Genomic DNA, 23,560 nt, shown 5'->3' on the forward strand with positions numbered 1-23,560 from the left:
GGAGCATACATGAGTATGTGACTAGGGTCAGGGAGCGATGCCAACAAAGCTACAGTGCGAAGTATGACGAAGTTATGAACGAAACAGTTTGGGGATCTCACGCAAACACCACGACTTCGCCTCCCCCATACTATCCCTCCGCCACGCCATAATAATGGTCGTCTCATGGCTAAACTCCGCCCCGACGACTTTCAAGCGCCCTTCACGAATATCTTGCTCCACCAGCGGATACGGCATTGTCGCTACACCAAGCCCAGCTAACAATGCATTACGCTTATCTTCGATACTCGAAACCGTCAAACGCTGCTGTTTATCTAACAACTGCACGGTGATCACTGGACGTTCACGAGCCGTATCAGCAACGGCAATCCCACGGTATTTCACTCTCGTGACATCAGAAAGTGGCTCTGGCTCTTGATGGATGGGGTGGTCTGGGCTTGCTACGTAAATATGGTTAATGGTGTATAACGGTTTCGAGTTAATTTCTGATGATGAACGAAAGTGCATATCGGGCGCAATCACAATATCTGCTTTACCACTTTCAAGACGCTCCCATGCGCCTGCCAGCACTTCCGTAATCAGTGATAATTGCGTTTCTGACTTTTCAGCCAAGCGCTCCACTAATGGGAACAACGACTGTGCTGGCACCAATGCCTCACAAACAATTGTTAAATGGGTCTCCCAACCTTTAGCAAGTGCTTCAGCATCTGATGTCAGTTTATCCGCCGCTTCGAGTAAAATACGGCCTCTATCCAGCAGCATTCTGCCGACATTGGTAAACTTAGTTCTATGTCCTGAACGGTCAAACAAAATTACATCGAGCTCTTCTTCTAACTTTTGCATGGTATAGCTTAGCGCGGATGGCACTCGACCTAACTCCTCTGCTGCCGCTGCAAAACTGCCACGTCGGTCGATTGCATCCATCACCCTTAATGATTCAAGCGTTAATGCTCTCTCTTTACTCATGATGTATCTCTTTCAGGAAATTTGAACAAGGGAAACAGATTAACTGGCTAACAATTCAACGTCCAGCTATTTATTATAACAATAGATTATTAACTTATTATTTGGATGAGGGTTAACCATTATGATGACATTAAGACCCGTTAACCATTGCGGAAAAGCAGACTATGGTTGGCTACAAGCTCGCTATGCTTTTTCTTTCGGCCACTATTTTGATCCAGACTTTATGGGATTCAAAACATTAAGAGTGCTGAACCAAGAGGTTATAGCGCCGCAAAACTCATTACAGCCAAGAATGTATCCCCATGTTGATATATTAAACATCGTGCTAAAAGGGCATGCGCAATACCGTGATAGCTTAGGGAATACCATTGATGCAAGCGAAGGTGATTGCGTACGTTTTTCACCCCGCCCTGACCTGAGTTACAGCGAGCAGAATATCTGCCCACAGACGCCATTAACACGCCTACAGCTTTGGTTAAATGCATGTCCACAACAAGAATCATTACCGTTGCAGAAAGTAACGATTTCTGAAAATGAAAATTGCCTTGTGGCATCGCCGGATGGCGAAAAAAACAGTATTCAATTACGTCAACAAATTTGGATAAACCAAATTCACTTAGCGCCAAAATCATCATCAATGATGTCTATAAAAGGCCAAAATGCCTTTTTGCAATCAATACATGGTGGCGCCACTTTACGCAATAAACACGGTGAAAGTTTAACCATGAATTGTAATGATGGGGTCTTTTTGCAAAACGAAGACGAGTTTGAAATTACTGCTGATAAAGATTTTCGCGGTTTATTGATTGACCTAGGTGAACAAAACTAAGTTTACTGACAACTTCCCGTCACCATTAATCCAAAATCCCTCATATTTTGTCGAGTATGAGGGAAAATTTGCGAACCGATTCGCAAATTTAATCATTTACATATCCTATATATTGACAAGCCTGTGATAGAGTCCAGCCATTAGCGAGTGAGAAATTTAACTATTTTTTCCTCAATGGCTTTTTTCGTTTTGATTTTAAAGGTGTTTTCGTGGCGCTATTCACTCAACAACGGCACAATCAAATTTTCGCCCAAATTCTCAATGAGGTCGTCCCTCAAGATGAACTTGCCAAACGTTTTTCCGTTTCAACGCGGACAATCCGCTCTGATATCAATGAAATCAATGAATTGATTGAAGAATATCACGCACATATCGTGTATGAACGGGGGCGTGGTTACCGTTTAAAAGTTGAAGATGAAACCCTATTTGCCACCTTTACACAACGCAGCGAAGAAGACAGTGCTATCCCTCGCACCAGTAAAGAGCGTATTGATGCTTTATTATTGAAATTATTAATGTTATCGCTTCCCGTCAAGCTTGATGACATTGCGGAAGAGTGGTTCGTTAGCCGCGGTACGCTGCAACAAGATATGGGTGCAGTCAGGGAACAACTGCAAAAATACCAAATTGCGCTGGAAAGTATTCCGCATCAAGGTATTCGCCTCAATGGCAGCGAATGGGCGATTCGTGCTTGTATGACAGAAACCTTATGGCGACGTTATTCGGAGCAAATCACGCCTGATTTAACCACATTTCACCCAGATAGCTTGGATAATTTGGATTTAACCTATATTGATAAAGTGCTTCATAACAGTATGAATCGCTTTGATATTCGTCTTAGCAATGAGGGGCATCTCTACCTCGTTTTTAACTGCGCCGTGACCATTTTACGCATCACCCGGGGCCATGAACTCACTACCTCCGTCAAAAATGATGAAGCGGAAGAAGTGATCCGCAAAGCCAGTGATGAAATATCAAAAGGGCTAATTTACTTTCTGGGGAATGACCTCTCTAATGCGGAACTCAGCTATTTGCATGACCAAATTATTGCCCAGCGCATTAGCCACCAAGACTCATCCACACAAAAAAGTGGTAGCCATAATGAGCTTTCCGAATATATTTTGAATTATATTAATGAGTTATATAACTATGATTTACGAAATGATGAAAAGCTTAAAAAAGATCTCAACACGCATCTTGCAGCGTTGATCACGCGCTTGCAGTACCATATTTCCACCCCAAATCCGTTATTATCTGATATTAAACAATATTACCCGTTCGCCTATGATGTCACACTCAGCGCGTTAACCAGTGCGAGTAAGCAATTACTTCCGCATCCTATCAGTGAGGATGAATTGGGTTACCTTGCAGTTCACATTGGTGTAAGCCTTGAACGTAACTATGGTGCTGGGTCTATTCGTCAAACCGAGGTGCTCGTTGTCACGGATGCAGGGAACTCAACGTTTCGTGTGGTTGAATCCAAAATTATGCGCGAATTTCCACAATTGAAATTTAGCCGCGGGCTCACCTTACAAGAATATGAATCACTGAGTGAAGTGAGTGAAGATTTTGTGATCACGACGGTGAGAATTTCTGAAAAAAATAAACCCGTTATCAAAATCGCGCCCTTTCCAACGCCTTATCAATTAGAGCAAGTTGGGCGACTCGCGATGGTGGATCAAACACGTCCTTACATTATCGAACGCTTTTTTGACGAACGATTTTTTATGGTGATTAACGAAAAAATCAGCCAAGAAGCGTTATTTCAAACGGTTTGCCATAAATTACAGCAAGAAGGCTACGTCACACCTGAATTTTACCCATCTTTGCAAGAGCGCGAATCCATCGTTTCCACCCTTCTAGGTGAAGGTATCGCCCTACCCCATTCATTAGGTTTATTGGCAAACAAGACCGTTGTTGCAACGGTTGTCGCACCCAAAGGCATTGAATGGAATAAAGAAACCAAAGAAAACGCCTATGTTATTTTCCTACTCGCCATCAGTAAGGCAGATTATGAAGAAGCAATGGCGATTTACGATTTATTCGTCACCTTTGTGAAAGAAAAAACCACGCGCCGCCTTATTAGTGTAAAAAACTTCAATGAATTCCAAGTGATCGCAAAAGACAGCTTGGCAAGGGTACTGTAGCCCTTATGCAACTTCCACTTCTAGGTGGAAAAGTGGGAGTTGCCGTCTTTTACGTGATCCTAACCACAACTCTACGAAATCTTTTTCTCGTCATACTCACAGGTTTTACCCCCTAACTGGCTAAGTGGAAACAATAACCACCAAAAGTGACCGACTCTAATTTTCTATTTCCACTTCCCCTTCCAGTTGTATGTTCCATTTCCAGTTATACCATAAAAAATATATCTAATTGATTTTATTTAAATTAATTAGACCACCCCATCATCACAGTCATTTAATGATGATTGATTCATGTCAATTTTTCCACTTAATTTCCAAATAGGTTAAATAACGAACCAATTTTACTTTGTTTCATTTCCAAATTATTTCCACTTACAAGTGGAAATTCACTGCCTGCAAAAATTGCCAATAAGCGTCTAATGTATAAGACATGAAGGAACAGAGTAGTCTAACTAGCAATATTACTTTGGATTTTAAACAGTTATGAGTGAATCAGTTGTCGTTTTTCAAATGTTAGAGCACGACCTTGATGTCGATGAGGTCACACAAAAACTGCTGGCAGTGATTACTGACTGGCTCAAGCAAGAGGACTGCTACACCACCGATGTACAACAACAAATGTTGGCGTCTCATCTACGTGCCATGGTAGCGAGAGCGAAAACTGGCGAGGCATTACCAGAGGTTGATATCAGTCTGTTCGATGAGATTTCTCAACATTCGATTGCATTAGCTCAGCGAGTTGTCGATACGCTCCCTGGCTTAGCACCAGAAGAGACATATTTGCTTTCTGTTCACTTTGAAGTCGTTCGTTCAAATGATTAATTTTTAAGTTGTAGGATTGGAGAATATTTATATGAAACAGATCGTTATTGTGATCGGAGACCGTTTAGGTAAAGGGCAAAAAGTTGCCGCAGGCGTTGAAGCCGCAGGCGGTAAAGCGATTGTTGTCCCTGGCGTGGCAGCAGATATGAAACTCGGTGATGTGATGAACGCAGAGCAAGCCGACCTTGGGATTTCATTTTGTGGCAGTGGCGGCGCAGGCGCTATCACCGCTCAAACCAAATATGGCTATAAAGCTCGTTATGGGATGCGCTCTATTGAAGAGGGAGAAACTGCCATTGCAGAGGGTTGCAATGTATTAGGTTTCGGTTTTATGGACAAGGAAGAGTTAGGCGAGCGCTTAGTTAAAGCATTTAATAAAAAATACGGCAACGCTTAATGAAAAAATCGATCGAAACGACAGTACGGGTGACAGGGCAAGGCGACACCAAGCAAAAAGCCATTGCGGACGCCTTAAATTCGATTCAAAAAACCGTACTGAAAAACAGCACAGACATCATCCTGCGGATAGAACCAAAGGATGTTGAGGTTGTTAGTGCTCACTCGCACTCGCGGACAGAAAAATTTCTTTTCATCTTTTTGCCACGCAAACGTGAACATTTCCGTGTTGTACTCGACGTTTCGCTGGATGTCACCTTACTTTCTGTCAACGAAATACCATTTACAGAACAATAATAGCAATCAGGTCTGGAGTTAATTCCATGAGTGAAACTGCATCTTTTTTAGAAATATTGGGCATGTCCCTCATTATCGGTGGGCTCTGCGGCTTCGGTTTAGGCGCAGGCGCGGCACGTATGTTCCACGCACCGACCGTGCAAGGGATGGGGGCATTTCGTACATTGGGCGAACTTAACGCATGTGAAGGCGACCCAGCATCTCACTTCTCTTTCGGCTTAGGATTCTTCTTTAACGCATGGGCATCGTCCGTTGCTGCGGGTGCATTCACCCAAGACGTTGACCACCGTATCATTCCAAACTGGGGTGCAGCGGCACTGCTAACCAAAAACCGTAACGTAGCAGAAACCTTGCATAACCCGAAAAAAATGGCCATTGCCTGTGCCATCATCGGGGCATTCGTAGTGGCGTTCTTAAATACCACTGCATCTGCGGTTCCTGCGGCACTGCAAACCACAGCAATTAACGTTCTTGTTCCTGCGGCAAACCTGCTGGTGAATACGGTGATGCCAGTGATTTTCTGGTTAGCAGCTATGGACGCTGGCCGTCGTTCTGGTTTCTGGGCAACGCTGTTTGGTGGTTGTGCTCAGCTAATCATGGGTAACGCTATCCCAGGTTTAGTATTAGGTATCTTGATAGGTAAAGGCGTTGATGATAACGGCTGGAACCGTATCACACGCACAATGATGATAACAGTCGTTCTGTTGTTCGTTCTGAGTGGCTTCTTCCGTGAATTTGACCTGAAGATGATCACCTCTTTCAACCTAGACAAACCATTGTGGCTTGAATACGTCCACGGACTGCTGAGCGGGAAATAATCATGACAACTGAAATTAATAAAGACGATTTTTGGTACGCCGAGTGGTCATTCCCCATCTTTGTTGGGCTGCTATCAGCAGGGATCTTCGCAGGTACCCATATGTACGTGGTTTACGGGTTCGGCGCATTTAACGAAGTGGCATTTGTCGCCATGTTACGTGCAGGGCTCGACACTGGGGTTTACGGCGCAGTTGCGGCATTCGGTGCGAGTTTCTTATTCGCTCGAATCATCGAAGGCTCACTGGTGGGGATTTTGGATATCGGTGGCGCATTACAAACAGGGATTGGCCTTGGTGTCCCCGCTCTGTTCCTCGCGGCTGGCTGGGATATTTTAGTCACTAACTTTTGGATTTCGTTACTGACAGGCTTATTCCTTGGCGTGTTAATCGGCTTACTGATTGTATTTGCACGTAAATTCACTATTGCTCAAGCTAACTCAACCTTTGGCGCTGACATCATGATGGGCGCGGGTAATACTTCAGGTCGATTCTTAGGCCCGTTGATTATCTTAGCTGCGATGGCTGCTTCCATTCCAATCGGGATCGGTTCGCTGATTGGCGCTCTAATTTTCTATGTATGGCAAAAACCCGTTGCTGGTGGGGCAATTTTAGGCGCGATGTTATTCGGTTATTTCTTCCCTATCGTTGCTTAATGCGCATTCTCCCGGGGCATATGCCCCGGGTTACTGAATAACATAATTAAACACAGGCTCGAAATAGTTTAAAACGTAGCTAGGCGGCAAGTAAGTGAGTTCCTAGGCGCATAGAGCAGCCAACAACGCTGCGGTTTGAAGTATGACGAGCATGACATGACAAGTATGAAAGAAGGTGACTATGTATTCCTTAATCATAAAACACGCCAAGCTTATCGATGGTTCAATTATCGATATTCTCGTTAAAGACGGAAAAATCGACGCGGCAGGCCCTGAGTTAGCCTGTAACCAACAAGCTGACAAAGTGATTGACTTAAAAGGGAAAACCTATGTCAGCGCGGGATGGATTGATTCTCATGCACACTGTTTTGCCGAATCACCAATCTACTTTGATGAGCCCGATTTAGCAGGCGCTGCGGGTGGTGTTACCTCACTGGTTGATGCGGGGAGTGTGGGCGCTGACGATATTGATAAATTTTATCAATTAACCAAAAAATCCAAAACCAACGTCTTTTCTTTGTTGAATATTTCACGAATTGGCATCATTGCACAAAATGAATTATCCGATATGAACAATATCAACGAAGTGTGTTTTCAAGAGGCTATCGAACGCCACCAAGGCTTTGTGGTGGGAATGAAAGCCCGTATGAGTAAAAGCGTTGTGGGTGAAAATGGCATCGCACCACTAGTTCAAGCCAAAGAGATGCAGAAAAAACACCGTCTCCCATTGATGGTGCATATCGGTAATAACCCGCCAGATATTGATGAAGTGGCTGATTTGCTCACGCGTGGCGATATCATCACACACTGCTTTAATGGCAAACCCAATAAAATTTTAGGTGATGATGGCTATCTTAAACCCTCAATTGCCCGAGCTCTGGCACGTGGTGTGATTTTAGATGTCGGCCATGGCGGTGAAAGTTTTAGCTTTAAAGTAGCTGAACAAGCCATGCGTATCGGCACATACCCTGACATTATCAGCTCCGATATTTACCATCGCAACCGTGTGAATGGCCCTGTTTACAGCCTTGCATTTGTGATGACTAAATTCCTGTGCATGGGCTTTAGTGCAGAGCAAATTTTACGCTGTGTTACAGAAAAAGCCGCTAATTTCTTATCACTCCCAGCAAAAGGGTATTTAAGACCTGGTTTCGATGCAGACATTACGTTGTTTGATCTGAAAGAAGAACAAACTGAACTCACTGACGCAGAAGGCGAGCACCGCGTAGGCACACACCGCTTTGTGCCTATTGCCGCTATCGTTGGTGGTAAACATATTATTCATGCGCAAGGTGAATCCGAACATGCAATCGATTTATGAGAAATATCAGTTAAAACACGTTATCAACGCGTCTGGCCGCATGACCATTCTAGGCGTATCGACACCAACGCCTGAAGTTATTGAACGTGTCGCTTACGGACTTAATAATTACTTTGAAATTAAAGATTTAGTTAATAAAACAGGTGAATACATCGCCAATTTGTTGAATGTCGAAGCCGCTGTCGTGGTGTCTTGCGCCTCAGCAGGTATTGCCCAAGCGGTTGCGGGTGTGATTGTGCAGGACGATGATGACTTATTACTGAACCTGCATTCATCGGAAAAAGTTGTTCCGCGTGAAATTATTTTACCAAAAGGCCATAACGTCAACTTTGGTGCGCCAGTTGACACCATGGTGTCTTTAGGCGGCGGAAAAGTGATTGAAGCGGGCTTTGCGAACGAATGCAGTGCAGCCCAATTAGCCGCAAAAATCACCCCAAATACGGCAGCAATTTTGTATATCAAATCCCATCATACCGTGCAAAAAAGTATGTTAACCGTCGAGCAAGCAGCTAAAGTGGCACATGACCACCAGCTGCCATTGATTGTTGATGCTGCCGCAGAAGAAGAGTTAACCGCGTATTACCAAGCGGGTGGTGATATTGTCATTTACAGCGGTGCAAAAGCTATTGAAGGGCCGACCAGTGGCTTAGTTGTCGGTAAAAAACAGTATGTTGAGTGGGTAAAACGCCAAAGCCAAGGTATTGGCCGTGCTATGAAAGTCGGCAAAGAAGGCATTTTGGGCTTAACCCTTGCCATCGAACAATACTTAACTGCACAAAAAGAAACTGGCGCAGAAATGGTCACGCGTATGGCGAAGTTTATCAGTGATCTAAATGCCATTAAGGGCATTTCAGCCCAAGTCGTCTGGGACGCCGCAGGGCGCGACATCGCCCGTACCGAAATCAGCTTCGATGAAAAAGTGATTGGTAAAACAACCTATCAAATTATGGCTGACTTAAAACAAGGCGATACCGCGATTTACTTCCGTGAATATAAAGCCAACGAAGGGAAAGTCGAGGCGGATATTCGCAGCGTCAGTACTGAACAACTTGATGTTATTTCAAAGAATATTCGTTTGTTAGTAGAAGGAATTTAAGATGAAATTGTCACCGAATTTTTACCGTGACCGCGTTTGTTTAAATGTATTGGCTGGCAGCCACCAAAATGCCAAAGATATCTATGCCGCCGCAGAAACCTTTGTTGTCGTCGGTGTATTATCGAAAAACTACCCTGATTTAGACAGTGCTATCGCTGATATGCGCATTTATGCCAAAGAAACGGACAATGCATTATCTGTGGGTCTCGGTGCGGGTGATCCGAATCAATCCACAATGGTTTCTTTGATTTCAAAAGAAATTCAGCCACAGCACGTCAACCAAGTGTTTACGGGAGCACCAATCAGCCGTGCTTTACTCGGCCAAAATGAAACGTTTGTAAATGCGCTGATTTCCCCAACAGGCACAATTGGTATGGTGAAAATTTCAACAGGCCCGCTAAGTTCCCAATCCCCTGATGGCATCGTTCCTATCGAAACTGCGATTATGATGCTAAAAGACATGGGGGCAGATTCAGTTAAATTCTTTAATATGAAAGGGTTAACCTATATTGAGGAATATAAAGCTATCGCCAAAGCCTGTGCAAAATTTGATTTTTCTTTAGAGCCGACTGGAGGGATTGATTTAGACAATTTTGCCGAAATTTTGCAAATCGCCCTCGATGCAGGTGTGAAGAAAATCATTCCTCATATTTATAGTTCAATTATTGATAAAGATACGGGTGATACGCGCCCAGAAGATGTGCGTCAGTTATTGCAGATGGTTAAGCAAGCGGTTAATTGATGCGTTAAAAGCAGTAAAAAGAAGTCAGAAAATAAATATAAGCGAGACGTTACAAACAGAGTCATTGTGACAAAATGACCAAAACAACAAATGCCCCACTCATCTAGTTTGTGTGGGGCTTTTTTTCATTCTCTATCAATGACCTATACTTCGTGCATTCGGTATAATATGAAACCAATAATTATCTGGCACAGGGCTATCCCATACCCCGAAGAAAGCAGCAATGCCAATCATGATAAATAAAATGGCCAAGGTCAAAGCCATCATGACACTCCCCGATAATGGAAATTGACGTTTTTGCGTGGGTATTTGCAGTGAAAAATCCAGTGTTGACGCAACTGGGCAAGATTCCACACAGGTCATGCACCCCGTGCACTCTACCGTTCTTACCTGAATGAGTTTATCCACTGGAATGCGTGATGGGCAGTTTTTCGCACATTTTCCACAATCAATGCAGCTTTCTACATTACGGCGAATTTTAATGGGTGAAAGTAGTGAAAATAGCCCCAACAGCGCCCCATAAGGACAGAGATAACGGCACCAAGCATTGCGAATAAATAAGCTCAACACCACCAAAACTACCACGCTAATCAATGCAAAGTCGCTAATATGGCGAAAGAAATCCAACATTTTCACATCAATAATGATCCCATAAGGCGACATCATAAAGTATTGGATCATCTGCGCTGACATAGAAAATGCAATATAAAGAAAAAAGCTTAACAGCACATACTTTAAGCCTCGCAGGGGGATATCTAGCCATTTAGGGAGATTGATTTGATAACGAAACAGTTTTTGTCCTAATTTCCCTGTGTATTCCGATATCGTTCCTATTGGGCACATCCATGAACAAAAGGATTTTTTCAACAGTAAACTAATAAGAATAAACGCCACTAAAAGAAACGTCGACGCCGCATGAATAGGTGGGAAGTTCCCTGTTTCAAATGTGTATTTTAAGTTCATTAACCCCGCAATGGGCAGCCAGCCTTCAATCCCTCCCGGACGCGGTAGGTACAACGTTTCCCCTCCAGTTTCGAAGTAACGTACCCAGTAATAAAAAGTAATACCGATATAAAGGTTTATCGCCAGCAGTATAATTTGGACGGCTTTTCGCCACGTTGAGGCATTTCGCCAGTCATTCCAAGGACGCTTACCACCCACCGTACCAGGACGTCGCATGTAGCGAATATGAGGTTTGTTTGCCATTTAGCCTATCTCTTTAACATGCATTTAAAATACCATTATTGTATTTACATATTCAAAGAGCACATTGATTTGCATCAGAGGGTTGTGACGTTGATGGTTTGATGGTTTGATGGTTTGATGCAACAAAATGATAAAGGCAGACCAGAAAAAGAAAAATATTATATTTTTTCTAAATAATTCGAGTTGTGCCAAGGCGGCAAAATGAGGAAATCCCTAGGAGCATACAAAAGTATGTGACTAGGGTTGACGAATGAAGCCAACGCCGTAACAACACTAAATATGACGAATCAAATTTTTCTATTAAGCTAAGATTTTTTCTAAATAGTTAGTGCTGTAACAAGGCAGCGAAGTGAGGACAGCACGGGGAGCATACAAAAGTATGTGACCCGTGTGGCTGAACGAAGCTAACGCCGTGACAGCGCTAAATATGACGAAAAAATGGGAGTTGGCCGATAAGCCGGGTTCTGTCGTGGACAACCATTCATCTAGGCCAGCACTTGCGCACTGGCTCCAGCAACCTACCCGAGTTCAATGCGGGCCGCACCATATGAACCCCTATTTGGTCTTGCTCCGGGTGGAGTTTACCGTGCCACGAACTGTTGCCAGTCGCGCGGTGCGCTCTTACCGCACCCTTTCACCCTTACCTGATCCTGTAAACAGGCCATCGGCGGTTTGCTCTCTGTTGCACTAGTCGTAGGCTTGCGCCTCCCAGACGTTATCTGGCACCCTGCCCTATGGAGCCCGGACTTTCCTCCCCTCTACCCGTCTCCCGAAGGGACTACGATAAAGCAGCGGTTGTCTGGCCAACTCCGCGGCGAATTATAGGCACTTTGCTACGGCTTGTACAGACTTTCGAGCTGGCAATTGACGACTTAAGCTATTGATAGCGCTATTTGCTTAAAAGTTATTCATCATCTTGATTATCTAACATCAATTTATACAGCATATTTTTCTTTAAACCGTAAATTTCGGCAGTAATCGCCGCTGCTTTTTTCGGGGGGAGCTCTTTTTGCAGTAAATTGAGAGTGCGGATAACATCAGGTGAAATCGCTGAATCATCCTCCGGCTTCTTATAGCCTTCAACGATTAATACCATCTCACCACGATGGCGATTTTCATCTTCTTTCACCCAAGCCAGTAACTCCCCCACCGGGCGCCCCTCGATAGACTCCCACGTTTTGGTAATTTCACGGGCTAAAACAACATGGCGATCTGGCCCCCAGACTTCCACCATATCTGCTAAACTGTCCAGTAGGCGATGGGTTGATTCATAAAAAATCAGCGTGCGTGGCTCTTGTTCAAGTGATTGTAAGACATCTTTTCGTCCTTTTGTTTTTGCAGGTAAAAAACCTTCATAACAAAAACGGTCTGATGGCAATCCCGCGGCTGATAATGCAGTAATTGCCGCGCAAGCACCAGGTAACGGTACGACTCGAATACCAGCTTCACGGCAACGATTGACCAAATGATACCCTGGATCATTAATTAAAGGTGTACCTGCATCTGAGACTAATGCGATACTATCACCTTGATGAAGTCTGCTAATTAATTGATCTGCCTTTTGCTGTTCATTATGATCATGCAGAGCAAACAGTCGTGCATTTATCGCAAAATTTTGTAATAAAATGCCTGAATGCCGAGTGTCCTCTGCCGCAATAAGGTCAACATGTTTAAGAACATCCAGCGCGCGTTGCGTGATGTCGCCCATATTCCCAATCGGTGTTGGGACGATATACAGCGTGGATGCCATAACCACAGCTTGATTAGGTTGGTTCATTGTTTCATCCGAATAGCCGGTTTAAAATTAAGCAATTGAAAAATACACCATTGGATACAGTATGCGTCCTTCAATTTTTTTGCATTTGAAAAAAGGGTTAATCTGCACAGCAATGCTGTCCACATTTGCACTCTCTGGGTGCCAAATTGTCTCAGATTATTTTCCTTCCACCCAAAAAACACCTGAGCAAAGTACGTCCGATGCCAGCGGCTACCAAGCTATCATTGATGCGGCTCAAGGCAAACCCTCTCTGGAAGCACTTCGTGCCTACATTAGCCAAGAACCATTATTAAAGACAGCTGCCGATCGCCAAGCTAACATCGATGGATTCTGGAAGATGTTAACACAATTGACGCCAGAACAGATTCACGGAATTGGCGCAGAGGAAAATATTCTCCAAGGCTGGGTTGATCTGCTCGATATTTATCAAAATAACCAAGATGACCCTGATGCCCTCCGTGCGGGTTTTAATGACTGGAAAATGCGCTACTCCAACAACCCTGGTGCTGCACTAGCCCCAACTCAGCTAATTCAAGCTATGTTACCGCGTGTTGGTAATAGCCCCAAAATTGCATTATTTCTCCCAATGAGCGGACAAGGCAAAGTATTTGGTCAGGCCATCATGCAAGGATTTATGGATGCACAAAAAGGCATTCCTCAAGGTGCAGCAACACCAGCAAGAACAGCCCCACAGCCGAGTAGCGGCAACGATGTGCTAGACCAAATTTATGCAGAAGTTGCGAATACCGCAGGCGGCGTCCCCACAGATACAGACATCGTCTCCTCCAGCCTACAAATTGATGCCACACCTGTGAATACACAAACAATCAAAGTGTTTGATACCACAGGCAAGCAAATGCCCCAATTACTGGAACAAGCGAAAAACGAAGGTTTCAACCTCGTTGTTGGCCCGCTATTGAAAAATGATGTTCAAACTATCGCACAAATGGGTGCACCCGTTAGCGTATTAGCCTTGAATGAGTTGGATGCTAACCAATTACAGCCACGTCCAAATCTTTGCTACTTTTCGCTTTCTCCTGAGGATGAAGCGCAAAATGCTGCTGCATATATGCAAGCACAAGGCAAACAAATGCCATTGGTTTTAGTACCTGCTAATGCATTTGGAGATAGAATCGCCAAAGCCTTCGCACAAGGGTGGCAGTCAAAAGGTGGCGGTACGGTATTAATGCAAACCTTCGGTTCAGTGCCTTCTTTAAAAGAATCCATTAACCGTGGTGCAGGAATTCGAATGACGGGAACGCCAGTTAACACTGGTAACCAGCTAGGCGATGCAAGTGGTGCAATTGACTCTGTTTATATCGTTGCAACTCGTGATGAGCTCACACTAATTAAACCGATGATTGAAATGGCGATCAGTTCTCGCTCTCGCCCTGCACTTTATACTAGTTCTCGTAGCAACCAAGCAGGTTCCGGTGCAGACTACCGTTTTGAAATGGATGGCGTAAAATTTAGCGAAATCCCACTGCTTGCGGGAGCAAATAATAACCTACGCAAACAGGCACAACAAAAACTGAATAATGACTATTCGTTATTCCGCCTGTATGCAATGGGTATTGATGCATGGTCATTAGCAAATAGCTATGACAAACTGCAACAAGCAGGTCAAGTGAAAATCAATGGTGCATCAGGAACCTTAAGTACACAAGCTAACTGCGTGGTGTTCCGAGAACTGCCATGGTTACAGTTTAAACAAGGGCAAGTTGTCCCTGCTCAGTAAGATTAAAGATAAGCCATCAGGATGATGGCTCAGACTGCTGACAAACCGATTAGGTTTGACTGCAGGTTGGATAGGTTTTAAAAATAAATTAGGAAAATCAATTTATTGATTTTCAGCTGATAACACAAAGCAGGAAAAACCACGCTTTTATCCTGCTTTGTCAACAACCTCAGCCATCAGGATGATGGCTTTTTCAGACAAGGACGTCATGAAAGCAATTCAAAAACCCTTAAGATGGTTAACAGGTCGATATTACGAAAATCGAGCTCTCGCATTTCTGAAAAAACAGGGGCTAACCTTTATTGAACGCAATGCCAGAAATCGAGGTGGGGAAATTGACCTCATTATGCGTGATAAAACAGGTTGGGTGTTTGTTGAGGTTCGATTTCGCAAAAATTGTGATTACGGTGATGCGCTTTTATCAGTAAACTGGCATAAACGTAGAAAGTTATTAGCCGCAGCCAAAATTTGGCTTGCACAGCGACAAGAGAGTTTCGAAACCAGTGCCTGTCGATTTGATATTTGTGCTATTACAGGCAATCAATTCGAATGGATACAAAATGCCTTTAATGATGAAGGCTAATATTCGTCAGTAAGCTATTATATTCTTTAGCGATTGCAGCCAACACAGCGACAGCGCGAACATGACGGGTTTACCCTAAATAATTCGTGTTGTCGCAAGGCGGCAAGTGAGCTAATCCCTATGAGCATACAAAAGTATGTGATTAGGGTTAGCGATTGCAGCCAACACAGCGACAGCGTGAACATGACGGGTTTACCCTAAATAATTCGTGTTGTCGCAAGGCGACAAGTGAGCTAATCCCTATGAGCATACAAAAGTATGTGATTAGGGTTAGCGATTGCAGCCAACACAGCGACAGCGTGAACATGACGGGTTTACCCTAAATAATTCGTGTTGTCGCAAGGCGGCAAGTGAGCTAATCCCTATGAGCATACAAAAGTATGTGATTAGGGTTAGCGATTGCAGCCAACACAGCGACAGCGCGAACATGACGGGTTTACCCTAAATAATTCGTGTTGTCGCAAGGCGACAAGTGAGCTAATCCCTATGAGCATACAAAAGTATGTGATTAGGGTTAGCGATTGCAGCCAACACTGCGACAGCGTGAACATGACGGGTTTACCCTAAATAATTCGTGTTGTCGCAAGGCGGCAAGTGAGCTAATCCCTATGAGCATACAAAAGTATGTGATTAGGGTTAGCGATTGCAGCCAACACAGCGACAGCGCGAAGAATGACGGGTAAATTTTTACAGGAAAAAACCAGTGCTAGATAGAATAAAAGTTTGTTTTACCGAAAGTATTCAAACTCAAATTGCAGCCGCTGAGGCGCTGCCTGATGCGATTTCTAGAGCCGCTATGATGATGGTTCAGTCTTTGCTTAATGGCAACAAAATTTTATGTTGTGGCAATGGCGCATCTGCTGCGACTGCACAACGTTTTGCTGCGAGTATGATCCACCGATTTGAAACTGAGCGCCCGAGTCTCCCTGCTCTTGCATTGAATACCGATAATGCGGTACTTACTGCAATTTCAGGTAGCAAGCAACCTACTGAAATTTACGCGAAACAAGTGAGAGCATTAGGCCAACATGGTGATGTTTTAATGGCTATTTCCACTCATGGTAATAGTAGCGATATTATTAAAGCTGTTGAAGCCGCTGTTACACGGGATATGACCATTGTCGCTCTTACTGGCTACGATGGAGGAGAGCTTGCTGGCCTACTTGGCCCACAAGATGTTGAAATTCGTATTCCTTCTCAGCGCAGTGTTCGAATTCAAGAAGTTCATCTTCTTACTGTAAATTGTCTATGTGATCTTATAGATAATACTCTTTTCCCTCATCAGGATGATTAAGGAGACAAAATGCGATTAATACCCATTTTTGCCATAGTAATCAGTACGATTCTTTTACAAGGCTGTATTGGTGCTGCAGTTGTTGGCTCTGCCGCTGTTGCCACGAAAAGTGCTTCTGACCCACGGACCGTTGGCCAGCAAGTTGATGATGGCACATTAGAAGCTCGAGTGAGCGGACAGCTCAATAAAGATAAAGAAATTACGGGTAAGGCACGAATTATTGCCACTGCATATAAAGGTAATGTGCTATTAACTGGGCAAAGTCCTGATATGTCATGGGCTGAACGCGCCAAACAAATCGCCTCGAATGTTGATGGCACCGTATCCGTTTATAATGAAGTGCGTAGCGGTGAACCTGTCGATTTAGGTACTGCTTCCAAAGATACTTGGTTAACCACTAAAGTTAAATCAAAAATCTTAGCGAGTGATAGTGTTAAATCGGGTAGTGTGAAAGTGATTACTGAAAATGGTGAGGTTTTTTTACTTGGCGTATTAACAAGGCAAGAGGGTGATGCTGCTGCTAAAATCGCCAGTGAAACTGATGGTGTTCGTCGAGTGACGACGGCTTTCACTTATCTCAATTAATCATAAACAATAATATATCCGAATAAGAATAAGAGCCATTAGTGAAAAACTATGGCTTTTTTCTTATTCAGGCAAAACATCATTTACTTTCAGAAAATTCTTACCGCCTAAAAGGTGCATTTGGTTCAGTATCCACGCCTGCCGTCTTAACACATAAGAAGATGGTGATTTTGCACTATATCGGTGTGGATTAGGAAGAACGGCTGCTAAAAGTGCAGCCTCACTCATAGAGAGCTGACTAGCAGGCTTATTAAAGAATTTATTTGAGGCCTCTTCAATACCAAAAACCCCATCACCAAACTCAGCAATATTAAGGTAAATGGTCAGTATTCTCTGTTTAGACCACATAAGCTCCATTATTGGCGTCATCACTGTTTCCAAGCCTTTTCTGACCCAGCTTCTACCACCCCATAACCATAAGTTTTTAACGGTCTGCTGGGAGATTGTTGAGGCACCTCTAATTGATTGTTTATTGTTCACATTATGTTTATAAGCACGTTCAATTGCATCAAGATCAAAACCCCAATGATGTGGAAAATTTTGATCTTCAGATGCGATAACCGCTAAATAAATATACGGAGAGATCTGTTTTTCACTGACCCAAGTAGAACTCGATACATAAGAAAAATTTAAGTTTATCCATGCGCTAATTTGACGCTCAACCATAACCGCTGAGAATGGCACGGGGACATATTTAAAGACAATGACAGTACAAAACCACACCAGAAGTAATGAAATTGTGATCTTCTTTAACCCGCGCCATAATCGAGAAACAATAGTTAGCATTCAAATAATCACGCCATTTCCAATACTTTCTTAACGAGTTTATTAATCCCTGTATTTGCTTCAGAAATTGATTGTGCCAGCATATAAGCAGGGGTTGTTATAACTCGGTTAACTTCATCGACAACAATGTCATCAACTGAACATTTGATGTGTTCTCCTCCCATATTTTCTATTTGAGCAATCGTTTCGCCATCATCGCCAATAGTTAATTTCACTGATGTATTTAACATTTTCGGAAGCATAACAGGCGCAATACACATCAGCCCTAGAGGCTTTTTTTGTTGGTGCATTTGACGAACTAAACTTAACAGTTCTTTATTAATCTCACAGTCACTTCCTTTAACTGCAAAATCACATAAATTTTTTGCCGCACCAAAACCACCAGGAATAATGAGCGCATCCAGCTTAGAGGCATCTGCAGAGGATAAAGGGGATATTTTACCACGTGTAATACGGGCTGATTCCTCTAATTGATTACGTTTTTCTGTATTTTCTTTTCCATTTATATGATTTATAACAGTTGGTTGCAACTCATCAGGTGCAAAAAAATGAACTTCAGCATTGTTTTGACTCAATGCTAACATTGTTAATACTGACTCATGAACCTCACTTCCATCAAATACACCACAGCCACTTAAAATAACCGCAATTGATTTCATATCTTGCTCCATTTGTAGTAAATTATCTCTCAAGCGATAAGGCAGGCAAACATCAATCTTCATCACAGATTTTAATGAATCTTGTAACAGATTCGCTAAATTTTGGTATCTTGATGTTATTGCTTACCGCGATTAACCTAATTTAATGATTTGCCTAGAATGAAAAATACATGCAAATCAACGATTTCCCTGGTGTTGGCGCAGTATTCGCGCACCCCAACTTCGGTTGGGGTTATTTTTTTGTACGCGCATCAACCCAGTTTCTTAAAGTTTCTATATCGTCTTTCCAATCCTGTTTTAATTCATCAACCCATTCTTGTACATTATCCCACCAAGCTGGTAAATCAGGAGATTGGATTTGCTGAGCTATTTTCTGTAAATTCCTTAAGCCCACAGAACCCGCTGCACCTTTAATCTTATGAGCCTCTTCCACGATACCCTTTTGATCTTTTGCAACCATATTAGAGTCGAGAATTGCTAAGTAGCCTGGAAGCATTTTTTCAAATACGTCTAGCCCATCATAAATTAATTTAGGGCCAACTAATTCAATATATTGCTCCAACATTTCACAATCTAACCTTGACTCATCAACCGTTGATTCAGGGATATCACTTTGGACCTCTTCTTCAGAGTGAGCGGCTTGCTCGCCCCAAAACTGCTCAATAACTTGAGTTAGTGCTGGAACAGATAATGGTTTGCTTAAAACGCCATCCATACCTGCATCAAAGTACTCTTTTTTATCTTTAAGCACATTTGCGGTCAGTGCAATGAGTGGAGGTAAATCCTCCTTGTTATATTGCTGTTTCAGTTGCCTTGAAATATCCAACCCTGTCATATCTGGTAACTGAATATCTAATAAGACTAAATCGTACTCACCAGGTGCGAACATGGATAACGCATCTTTGCCCGTCATCGCGACATCAACTGTATTCCCTAAATTTTCTAATACAGAGCACGCCACAACAACGTTTAGTTCAATATCTTCCACTAATAAAATATGCAAAGCAGGTAATGGGTAATCATCATCATTTTCTTCAAATTCCACAATTTCATCGTCAACAACAGGCGCAGAAATAGATAACGTAAATGTAGAACCTTCACCTATTTGACTTTCAACTTGGATATCTCCCCCCATATTTTGTGCTAGCCGGCGAGATACAGAAAGTCCAATCCCCGTTCCCGTTGCAGGCTTACCACCCGCAGAATCTGTTACTTGATAGTACATTGCAAAAATTTTATCTAGCTCATCTTTTGGGATACCAATTCCGCTGTCTTGTACCCTAAAAAACAATTTATTTTCAGACTCTTGCCAGATACTGAGTTTGACTTCCCCTTTTTGTGTAAATTTGACTGCATTACCAATTAAGTTCCATAATATTTGGCGCAATCGCGTCCCGTCAGTTAATACTTTTTTCGGCAATGCAGGGGCGACATCCATAACAAATTTAAGCCCTTTTGGCTGAACTAATAAGCCGCTTAAATTTTCGAGATCATTCACAAACTCAGATAATGTGATTGGCTGGTTATCCAACTGAACCTTACGGCGCTCGATCTTATCCATCTCAATGACATCGTTGAAAATATTTCCTAATGTCACTGCACTGACATGAATCGTTTTCAAATAGCTAGATTGTTCCGAAGTTAACTCAGTGTCTAACAATATTCGGCTCAAGCCAACAATGCCGTTAAGGGGGGTACGAAGCTCGTGGCTGATTGTTGAAATAAATGTGGTCTTCTCCCTACTCGCGCTCTCTAATGCCTCTTGGTAACGTTTACGCTCTGTTATATCGCGACCAAAACCCATGAGACCATGGCGTTTGCCAACACGGTCATAAAATGGCACTTTTCGTAGCTCAAAACAGGCTTTTCTACCATCTGGATAAACCAACCATTGTTCATAGGTTAGAGAAACATTATGGCGAAAAACTTTTTCATCGGTTTCCATCACTTTAGAAGCAATTTCCACATCATAAATATCTAGCGGAGTGAGCCCAACTAAGTGTTTTTCACTTTTCCCAGTCAGGAGTTCCATAGCCCTATTACAACCCGAAAATTCGTTATTTTCATTACGGTAATAAACTAAGTCAGGAGAGGCATCAAGGAATGAGCGTAACAATACCGATTGCTGCTCAAGTTCAACTTGAGTTTGCTCACGGTATTTCATTTCTTGCTTAAGTTGTTCAAGTAATTCTAAATGTGCACGCTCCGCTTTTTCACGCTCAAGTATTTCGAGGTTGAGCTGCTCTATATTTCCTTGTAATTGCGTGTTTAATTCAGCGTCACGCTTGCGCATTACCTCAAGCTTATCCACCATACGCGATAATCGTTGACGTGATTCTTCCAGTTGTTCCACCACAACAGACAGAAAGTAGACCGCAAGCGGAGTGATGATAAGCCCAAAGAAAATAGACCCGACCATATCTAAACTATCTACATGCCCACGCAAGAAGATAGCGACTGCCATTTGCATTATCATGGCGAGTACAACAAGTGCGGATGCGAGTAATAGTGAAAATCGCACCAATCCAAGTTTCATCATCAAATCGACATAGTATTGCGCAAGGCCGCGAAGTACTTTCATAACCACCCCTTAGTAAAATTCTCTTTGAATCATATATCAAACAGGGCAGATTCGGATGTTTATTAATACAAAATGTCGATCCTGCTCATTCAATAGCCATTTTTTATCATTAATGATAAATAACAATCAGGTAATTTCTTTGTTTTAGCTCGGGTAAAAATGTATCTCGGGTTACTTTTCATCATAATCGTTTGAAAAATAGATCAATCATGCGACTTATACTGACTTTTGTCGTGCTAAGCTTTAGGTTTCAAAGCGCACTGTATGATGTAAATTCAGACTAAGTTCAGTAAGGAATACCATGAACGCCAAAATTATCGGTCTCCCACGAAATGAACCGCCAAAAAAAGCAGTCAATATTCGAAAAATAGATTTCGTCGAAATTTATGAGCCTGATGATGTCAACAATACGCAGCAACAGGCAAGCCGTTGTCTCTCCTGCGGTAGTCCGTTCTGTGAATGGAAGTGTCCTTTGCATAATACCATCCCCAAATGGCTAAAATTAGCAGAGGAGGGTCGTATTATTGAAGCAGCTGAATTATCTCATCATACCAATAGCTTACCTGAAGTCTGTGGCCGCATTTGTCCACAGGATAAACTGTGTGAAATGGCCTGTGTATTGAACGATACCTTTGGCGCTGTCACCATTGGACACATAGAACGTTATATCAATGACACCGCATTCTCTCTAGGTTGGCGGCCTGATCTTTCCCATGTCACGCCTGTGAATTTCCGTGTTGCTATTGTTGGTGCGGGCCCTGCTGGCCTTGCATGTGCAGATGTTTTAGCGCGTAATGGTGTACAAGTGACTGTATTTGATAGACATCCCGAAATTGGTGGTTTATTAACTTTTGGGATACCCGCATTTAAATTAGAAAAACAGGTCATGATACAACGACGCGATATTTTCACTAAAATGGGAATTCAATTTCAACTTAACATCGATATCGGTAAGGATATACACCTCAATACGCTTGAGACGAATTATGACGCGATTTTCCTCGGAATAGGCACATACAGTGCAATTAAAGGTGAACTGCTCAGGAATGCCGCTCAGGGCTGTTATGATGCCCTACCTTATTTAATTGCTAACACACGCCATTTGATGCAACTCCCACCTTTACCTCTTGAACCTTATATCGATTTACAGGGAAAAAATGTGGTTGTACTCGGCGGAGGAGATACCGCAATTGACTGTGTGCGAACAGCGATTCGCCAAGGTGCTTCGCAGGTGTCCTGTATATATCGGCGTGACAAACAAAGTATGCCCGCTTCACTAAAAGAGATAAATTATGCAATTGAAGAAGGGGCTGAATTTTATTTTCATTTACAAGCCACTGAGATTCTTTTGAATGAGACTCAAAAAGTCCGCGGGATTTCTGTCATCCGCACCCAGAATGGTGAACTCAAAGAAGGACGAACCTCCGTAGAACCTATCAAAAATTCAGATTTTACAATTGAAGCTGATGCTGTCATTGTTGCTTTCGGTTTTCGCCCACACAAGCAACCTTGGTCTGAAGATAGTTTTGTACAACTTGACTCGCAGGGGCATATTTGTGCAAGTCGCAATAGCCCGTTTCCTTTTCAAACTTCCCATGAAAAAATATTTGCTGGGGGGGATGCTGTTCGAGGTTCAGACCTTGTTGTCAATGCAATTGCCGATGGACGCAGTGCCGCCGAGGGTATTTTACTTTTTTTAGGAGTATAGAAAAACATAAAAAAACAGAGGACAATCCCTCTGTTTTTCTATCAATATGAAGTGAATTTACTACTTAACCACTCTTAATGCAGGTCTGCCTTTTGGTGGCCTTGGTGGCTCATCATCCGAAGGTTCTTCAGCGCTATGCTCAACTAATGAGCTATCTTGAACTAATGCAATCCCTTCTTCTTGCGAATCATCTACGTCTTCAAAATCAGAAGATATTTGTGCATCATAGGCTGCTTCAGGTTCAAACATCATCCCTGCACCATTCTCACGCGCATACACAGCCATAATTGCGGCCATTGGGACATACACTTGACGAGGAACTCCACCAAAACGTGCATTAAAACGCACTTCGTCATTGGTAATTTCAAAGTTACCCACAGCACGTGGCGCAACATTCAATACAATTTGCCCATCCCGAGCGAATTCCATTGGAACGTTAACAGTAGGAACAGTGACATCAACCACCAAATGCGGGGTCATATCGTTATCGAGTAGCCACTCATAGTGGGCACGTAACAGATAAGGGCGACGTGGTGACATTGCTGTCATTTCCATC

At 42.9% G+C, this 23,560-nt stretch carries 21 protein-coding genes, 1 other RNA gene and 1 pseudogene; 15 read left to right on the plus strand and 8 right to left on the minus strand.

What is annotated here, in order from left to right; genetic code table 11:
- Positions 1–72: 72 nt before the first annotated feature.
- Complete coding sequence (locus KDJ85_RS03505) at positions 73–966, minus strand: LysR family transcriptional regulator (protein ID WP_225818499.1); 894 nt, start codon at positions 964–966, stop codon at positions 73–75.
- A gap of 121 nt (positions 967–1,087) precedes the next feature.
- On the opposite strand from KDJ85_RS03505, the gene KDJ85_RS03510 reads away from it, so the two are divergent.
- From KDJ85_RS03510 to dagF, 10 genes and pseudogenes are all read left to right on the plus strand, one after another.
- Complete coding sequence (locus KDJ85_RS03510; protein WP_225818500.1) at positions 1,088–1,795, plus strand: pirin family protein; 708 nt, start codon at positions 1,088–1,090, stop codon at positions 1,793–1,795.
- A gap of 197 nt (positions 1,796–1,992) precedes the next feature.
- A pseudogene (locus KDJ85_RS19240) lies at positions 1,993–3,942 on the plus strand (BglG family transcription antiterminator); the annotation flags it as partial.
- Between the two features lie 483 nt (positions 3,943–4,425).
- Positions 4,426–4,764 carry a transcriptional antiterminator gene (locus KDJ85_RS03520; protein ID WP_225818502.1) on the plus strand — a complete coding sequence of 113 codons (339 nt, stop codon included), beginning with the start codon at positions 4,426–4,428 and terminating at the stop codon, positions 4,762–4,764.
- Positions 4,765–4,795: 31 nt separating this feature from the next.
- Positions 4,796–5,161 carry an SFCGS family glycine-rich protein gene (locus KDJ85_RS03525; protein ID WP_206083580.1) on the plus strand — a complete coding sequence of 122 codons (366 nt, stop codon included), beginning with the start codon at positions 4,796–4,798 and terminating at the stop codon, positions 5,159–5,161.
- Complete coding sequence (locus tag KDJ85_RS03530; RefSeq protein ID WP_047756106.1) at positions 5,161–5,457, plus strand: DUF4312 family protein; 297 nt, start codon at positions 5,161–5,163, stop codon at positions 5,455–5,457. The genes KDJ85_RS03525 and KDJ85_RS03530 overlap by 1 nt, the downstream gene beginning before the upstream one ends.
- A 26-nt stretch (positions 5,458–5,483) precedes the next feature.
- Positions 5,484–6,275 (plus strand): DUF4311 domain-containing protein, encoded by a 792-nt coding sequence (locus tag KDJ85_RS03535; RefSeq protein ID WP_206083579.1) that lies wholly within the window; start codon positions 5,484–5,486, stop codon positions 6,273–6,275.
- 2 nt (positions 6,276–6,277) lie between these two features.
- Positions 6,278–6,928 carry a DUF4310 family protein gene (locus KDJ85_RS03540; RefSeq protein WP_225818503.1) on the plus strand — a complete coding sequence of 217 codons (651 nt, stop codon included), beginning with the start codon at positions 6,278–6,280 and terminating at the stop codon, positions 6,926–6,928.
- A 181-nt stretch (positions 6,929–7,109) separates the two neighbouring features.
- The gene (locus KDJ85_RS03545) at positions 7,110–8,249 is read left to right on the plus strand and encodes an amidohydrolase/deacetylase family metallohydrolase (protein WP_225818504.1); all 1,140 of its coding nucleotides are present in this window, start codon (positions 7,110–7,112) and stop codon (positions 8,247–8,249) included.
- On the plus strand, positions 8,233–9,345 hold the full coding sequence (locus KDJ85_RS03550) for a DgaE family pyridoxal phosphate-dependent ammonia lyase (RefSeq protein ID WP_225818505.1): 1,113 nt from the start codon (positions 8,233–8,235) through the stop codon (positions 9,343–9,345). The genes KDJ85_RS03545 and KDJ85_RS03550 overlap by 17 nt, the downstream gene beginning before the upstream one ends.
- 1 nt (position 9,346) lies before the next feature.
- A complete protein-coding gene (dagF, locus tag KDJ85_RS03555) occupies positions 9,347–10,087 on the plus strand; it encodes a 2-dehydro-3-deoxy-phosphogluconate aldolase (protein WP_225818506.1) in 741 nt (246 codons plus the stop codon).
- 135 nt (positions 10,088–10,222) lie between these two features.
- On the opposite strand, the gene KDJ85_RS03560 is transcribed toward dagF, so the two are convergent.
- The 3 genes from KDJ85_RS03560 to rsmI all read right to left on the minus strand — a co-directional run bounded on the left by KDJ85_RS03560 (position 10,223) and on the right by rsmI (position 13,070).
- Positions 10,223–11,293 carry a 4Fe-4S binding protein gene (locus KDJ85_RS03560; protein WP_225818507.1) on the minus strand — a complete coding sequence of 357 codons (1,071 nt, stop codon included), beginning with the start codon at positions 11,291–11,293 and terminating at the stop codon, positions 10,223–10,225.
- Positions 11,294–11,730: 437 nt separating this feature from the next.
- An RNA gene (gene rnpB, locus KDJ85_RS03565) (RNase P RNA component class A) lies at positions 11,731–12,104 on the minus strand.
- 93 nt (positions 12,105–12,197) lie between these two features.
- On the minus strand, positions 12,198–13,070 hold the full coding sequence (rsmI, locus tag KDJ85_RS03570) for a 16S rRNA (cytidine(1402)-2'-O)-methyltransferase (RefSeq protein WP_225818508.1): 873 nt from the start codon (positions 13,068–13,070) through the stop codon (positions 12,198–12,200).
- Positions 13,071–13,131: 61 nt separating this feature from the next.
- Between rsmI and KDJ85_RS03575 the strand changes: the two genes are divergently transcribed.
- The 4 genes from KDJ85_RS03575 (at position 13,132) to dolP (ending at position 17,270) form a co-directional block, all read left to right on the plus strand.
- Complete coding sequence (locus KDJ85_RS03575) at positions 13,132–14,808, plus strand: penicillin-binding protein activator (RefSeq protein ID WP_225818509.1); 1,677 nt, start codon at positions 13,132–13,134, stop codon at positions 14,806–14,808.
- Positions 14,809–15,016: 208 nt separating this feature from the next.
- Entirely contained in the window at positions 15,017–15,391 is a 375-nt protein-coding gene (locus KDJ85_RS03580) for a YraN family protein (protein ID WP_225818510.1), read from the plus strand.
- 703 nt (positions 15,392–16,094) lie between these two features.
- Positions 16,095–16,685, plus strand: coding sequence for a DnaA initiator-associating protein DiaA (diaA, locus tag KDJ85_RS03585; protein WP_004925390.1), 591 nt, complete (start codon positions 16,095–16,097; stop codon positions 16,683–16,685).
- Between the two features lie 9 nt (positions 16,686–16,694).
- Positions 16,695–17,270 (plus strand): division/outer membrane stress-associated lipid-binding lipoprotein, encoded by a 576-nt coding sequence (dolP, locus tag KDJ85_RS03590; protein ID WP_047756668.1) that lies wholly within the window; start codon positions 16,695–16,697, stop codon positions 17,268–17,270.
- Between the two features lie 63 nt (positions 17,271–17,333).
- Here the strand turns inward: dolP and mtgA are convergent, their stop codons facing one another.
- The 3 genes from mtgA to arcB all read right to left on the minus strand — a co-directional run bounded on the left by mtgA (position 17,334) and on the right by arcB (position 21,296).
- Positions 17,334–18,056: a monofunctional biosynthetic peptidoglycan transglycosylase gene (gene mtgA, locus KDJ85_RS03595; RefSeq protein ID WP_225818511.1), complete on the minus strand. Its 723-nt coding sequence runs from the start codon at positions 18,054–18,056 to the stop codon at positions 17,334–17,336.
- A gap of 8 nt (positions 18,057–18,064) precedes the next feature.
- Entirely contained in the window at positions 18,065–18,715 is a 651-nt protein-coding gene (gene elbB, locus KDJ85_RS03600) for an isoprenoid biosynthesis glyoxalase ElbB (protein WP_225818512.1), read from the minus strand.
- 232 nt (positions 18,716–18,947) lie between these two features.
- Positions 18,948–21,296: an aerobic respiration two-component sensor histidine kinase ArcB gene (gene arcB, locus KDJ85_RS03605; RefSeq protein WP_225818513.1), complete on the minus strand. Its 2,349-nt coding sequence runs from the start codon at positions 21,294–21,296 to the stop codon at positions 18,948–18,950.
- 301 nt (positions 21,297–21,597) lie between these two features.
- Here arcB and KDJ85_RS03610 point away from each other — a divergent pair, with 301 nt between their 5' ends.
- Positions 21,598–23,004, plus strand: coding sequence for an FAD-dependent oxidoreductase (locus tag KDJ85_RS03610; protein WP_225818514.1), 1,407 nt, complete (start codon positions 21,598–21,600; stop codon positions 23,002–23,004).
- Between the two features lie 60 nt (positions 23,005–23,064).
- Here KDJ85_RS03610 and sspB read toward each other — a convergent pair whose 3' ends face one another.
- Complete coding sequence (gene sspB, locus KDJ85_RS03615; RefSeq protein ID WP_225818681.1) at positions 23,065–23,544, minus strand: ClpXP protease specificity-enhancing factor; 480 nt, start codon at positions 23,542–23,544, stop codon at positions 23,065–23,067.
- Positions 23,545–23,560 lie beyond the last annotated feature (16 nt).

Origin of the sequence: Providencia vermicola, from assembly GCF_020381325.1 — a bacterium.
GTDB lineage: Bacteria > Pseudomonadota > Gammaproteobacteria > Enterobacterales > Enterobacteriaceae > Providencia > Providencia vermicola.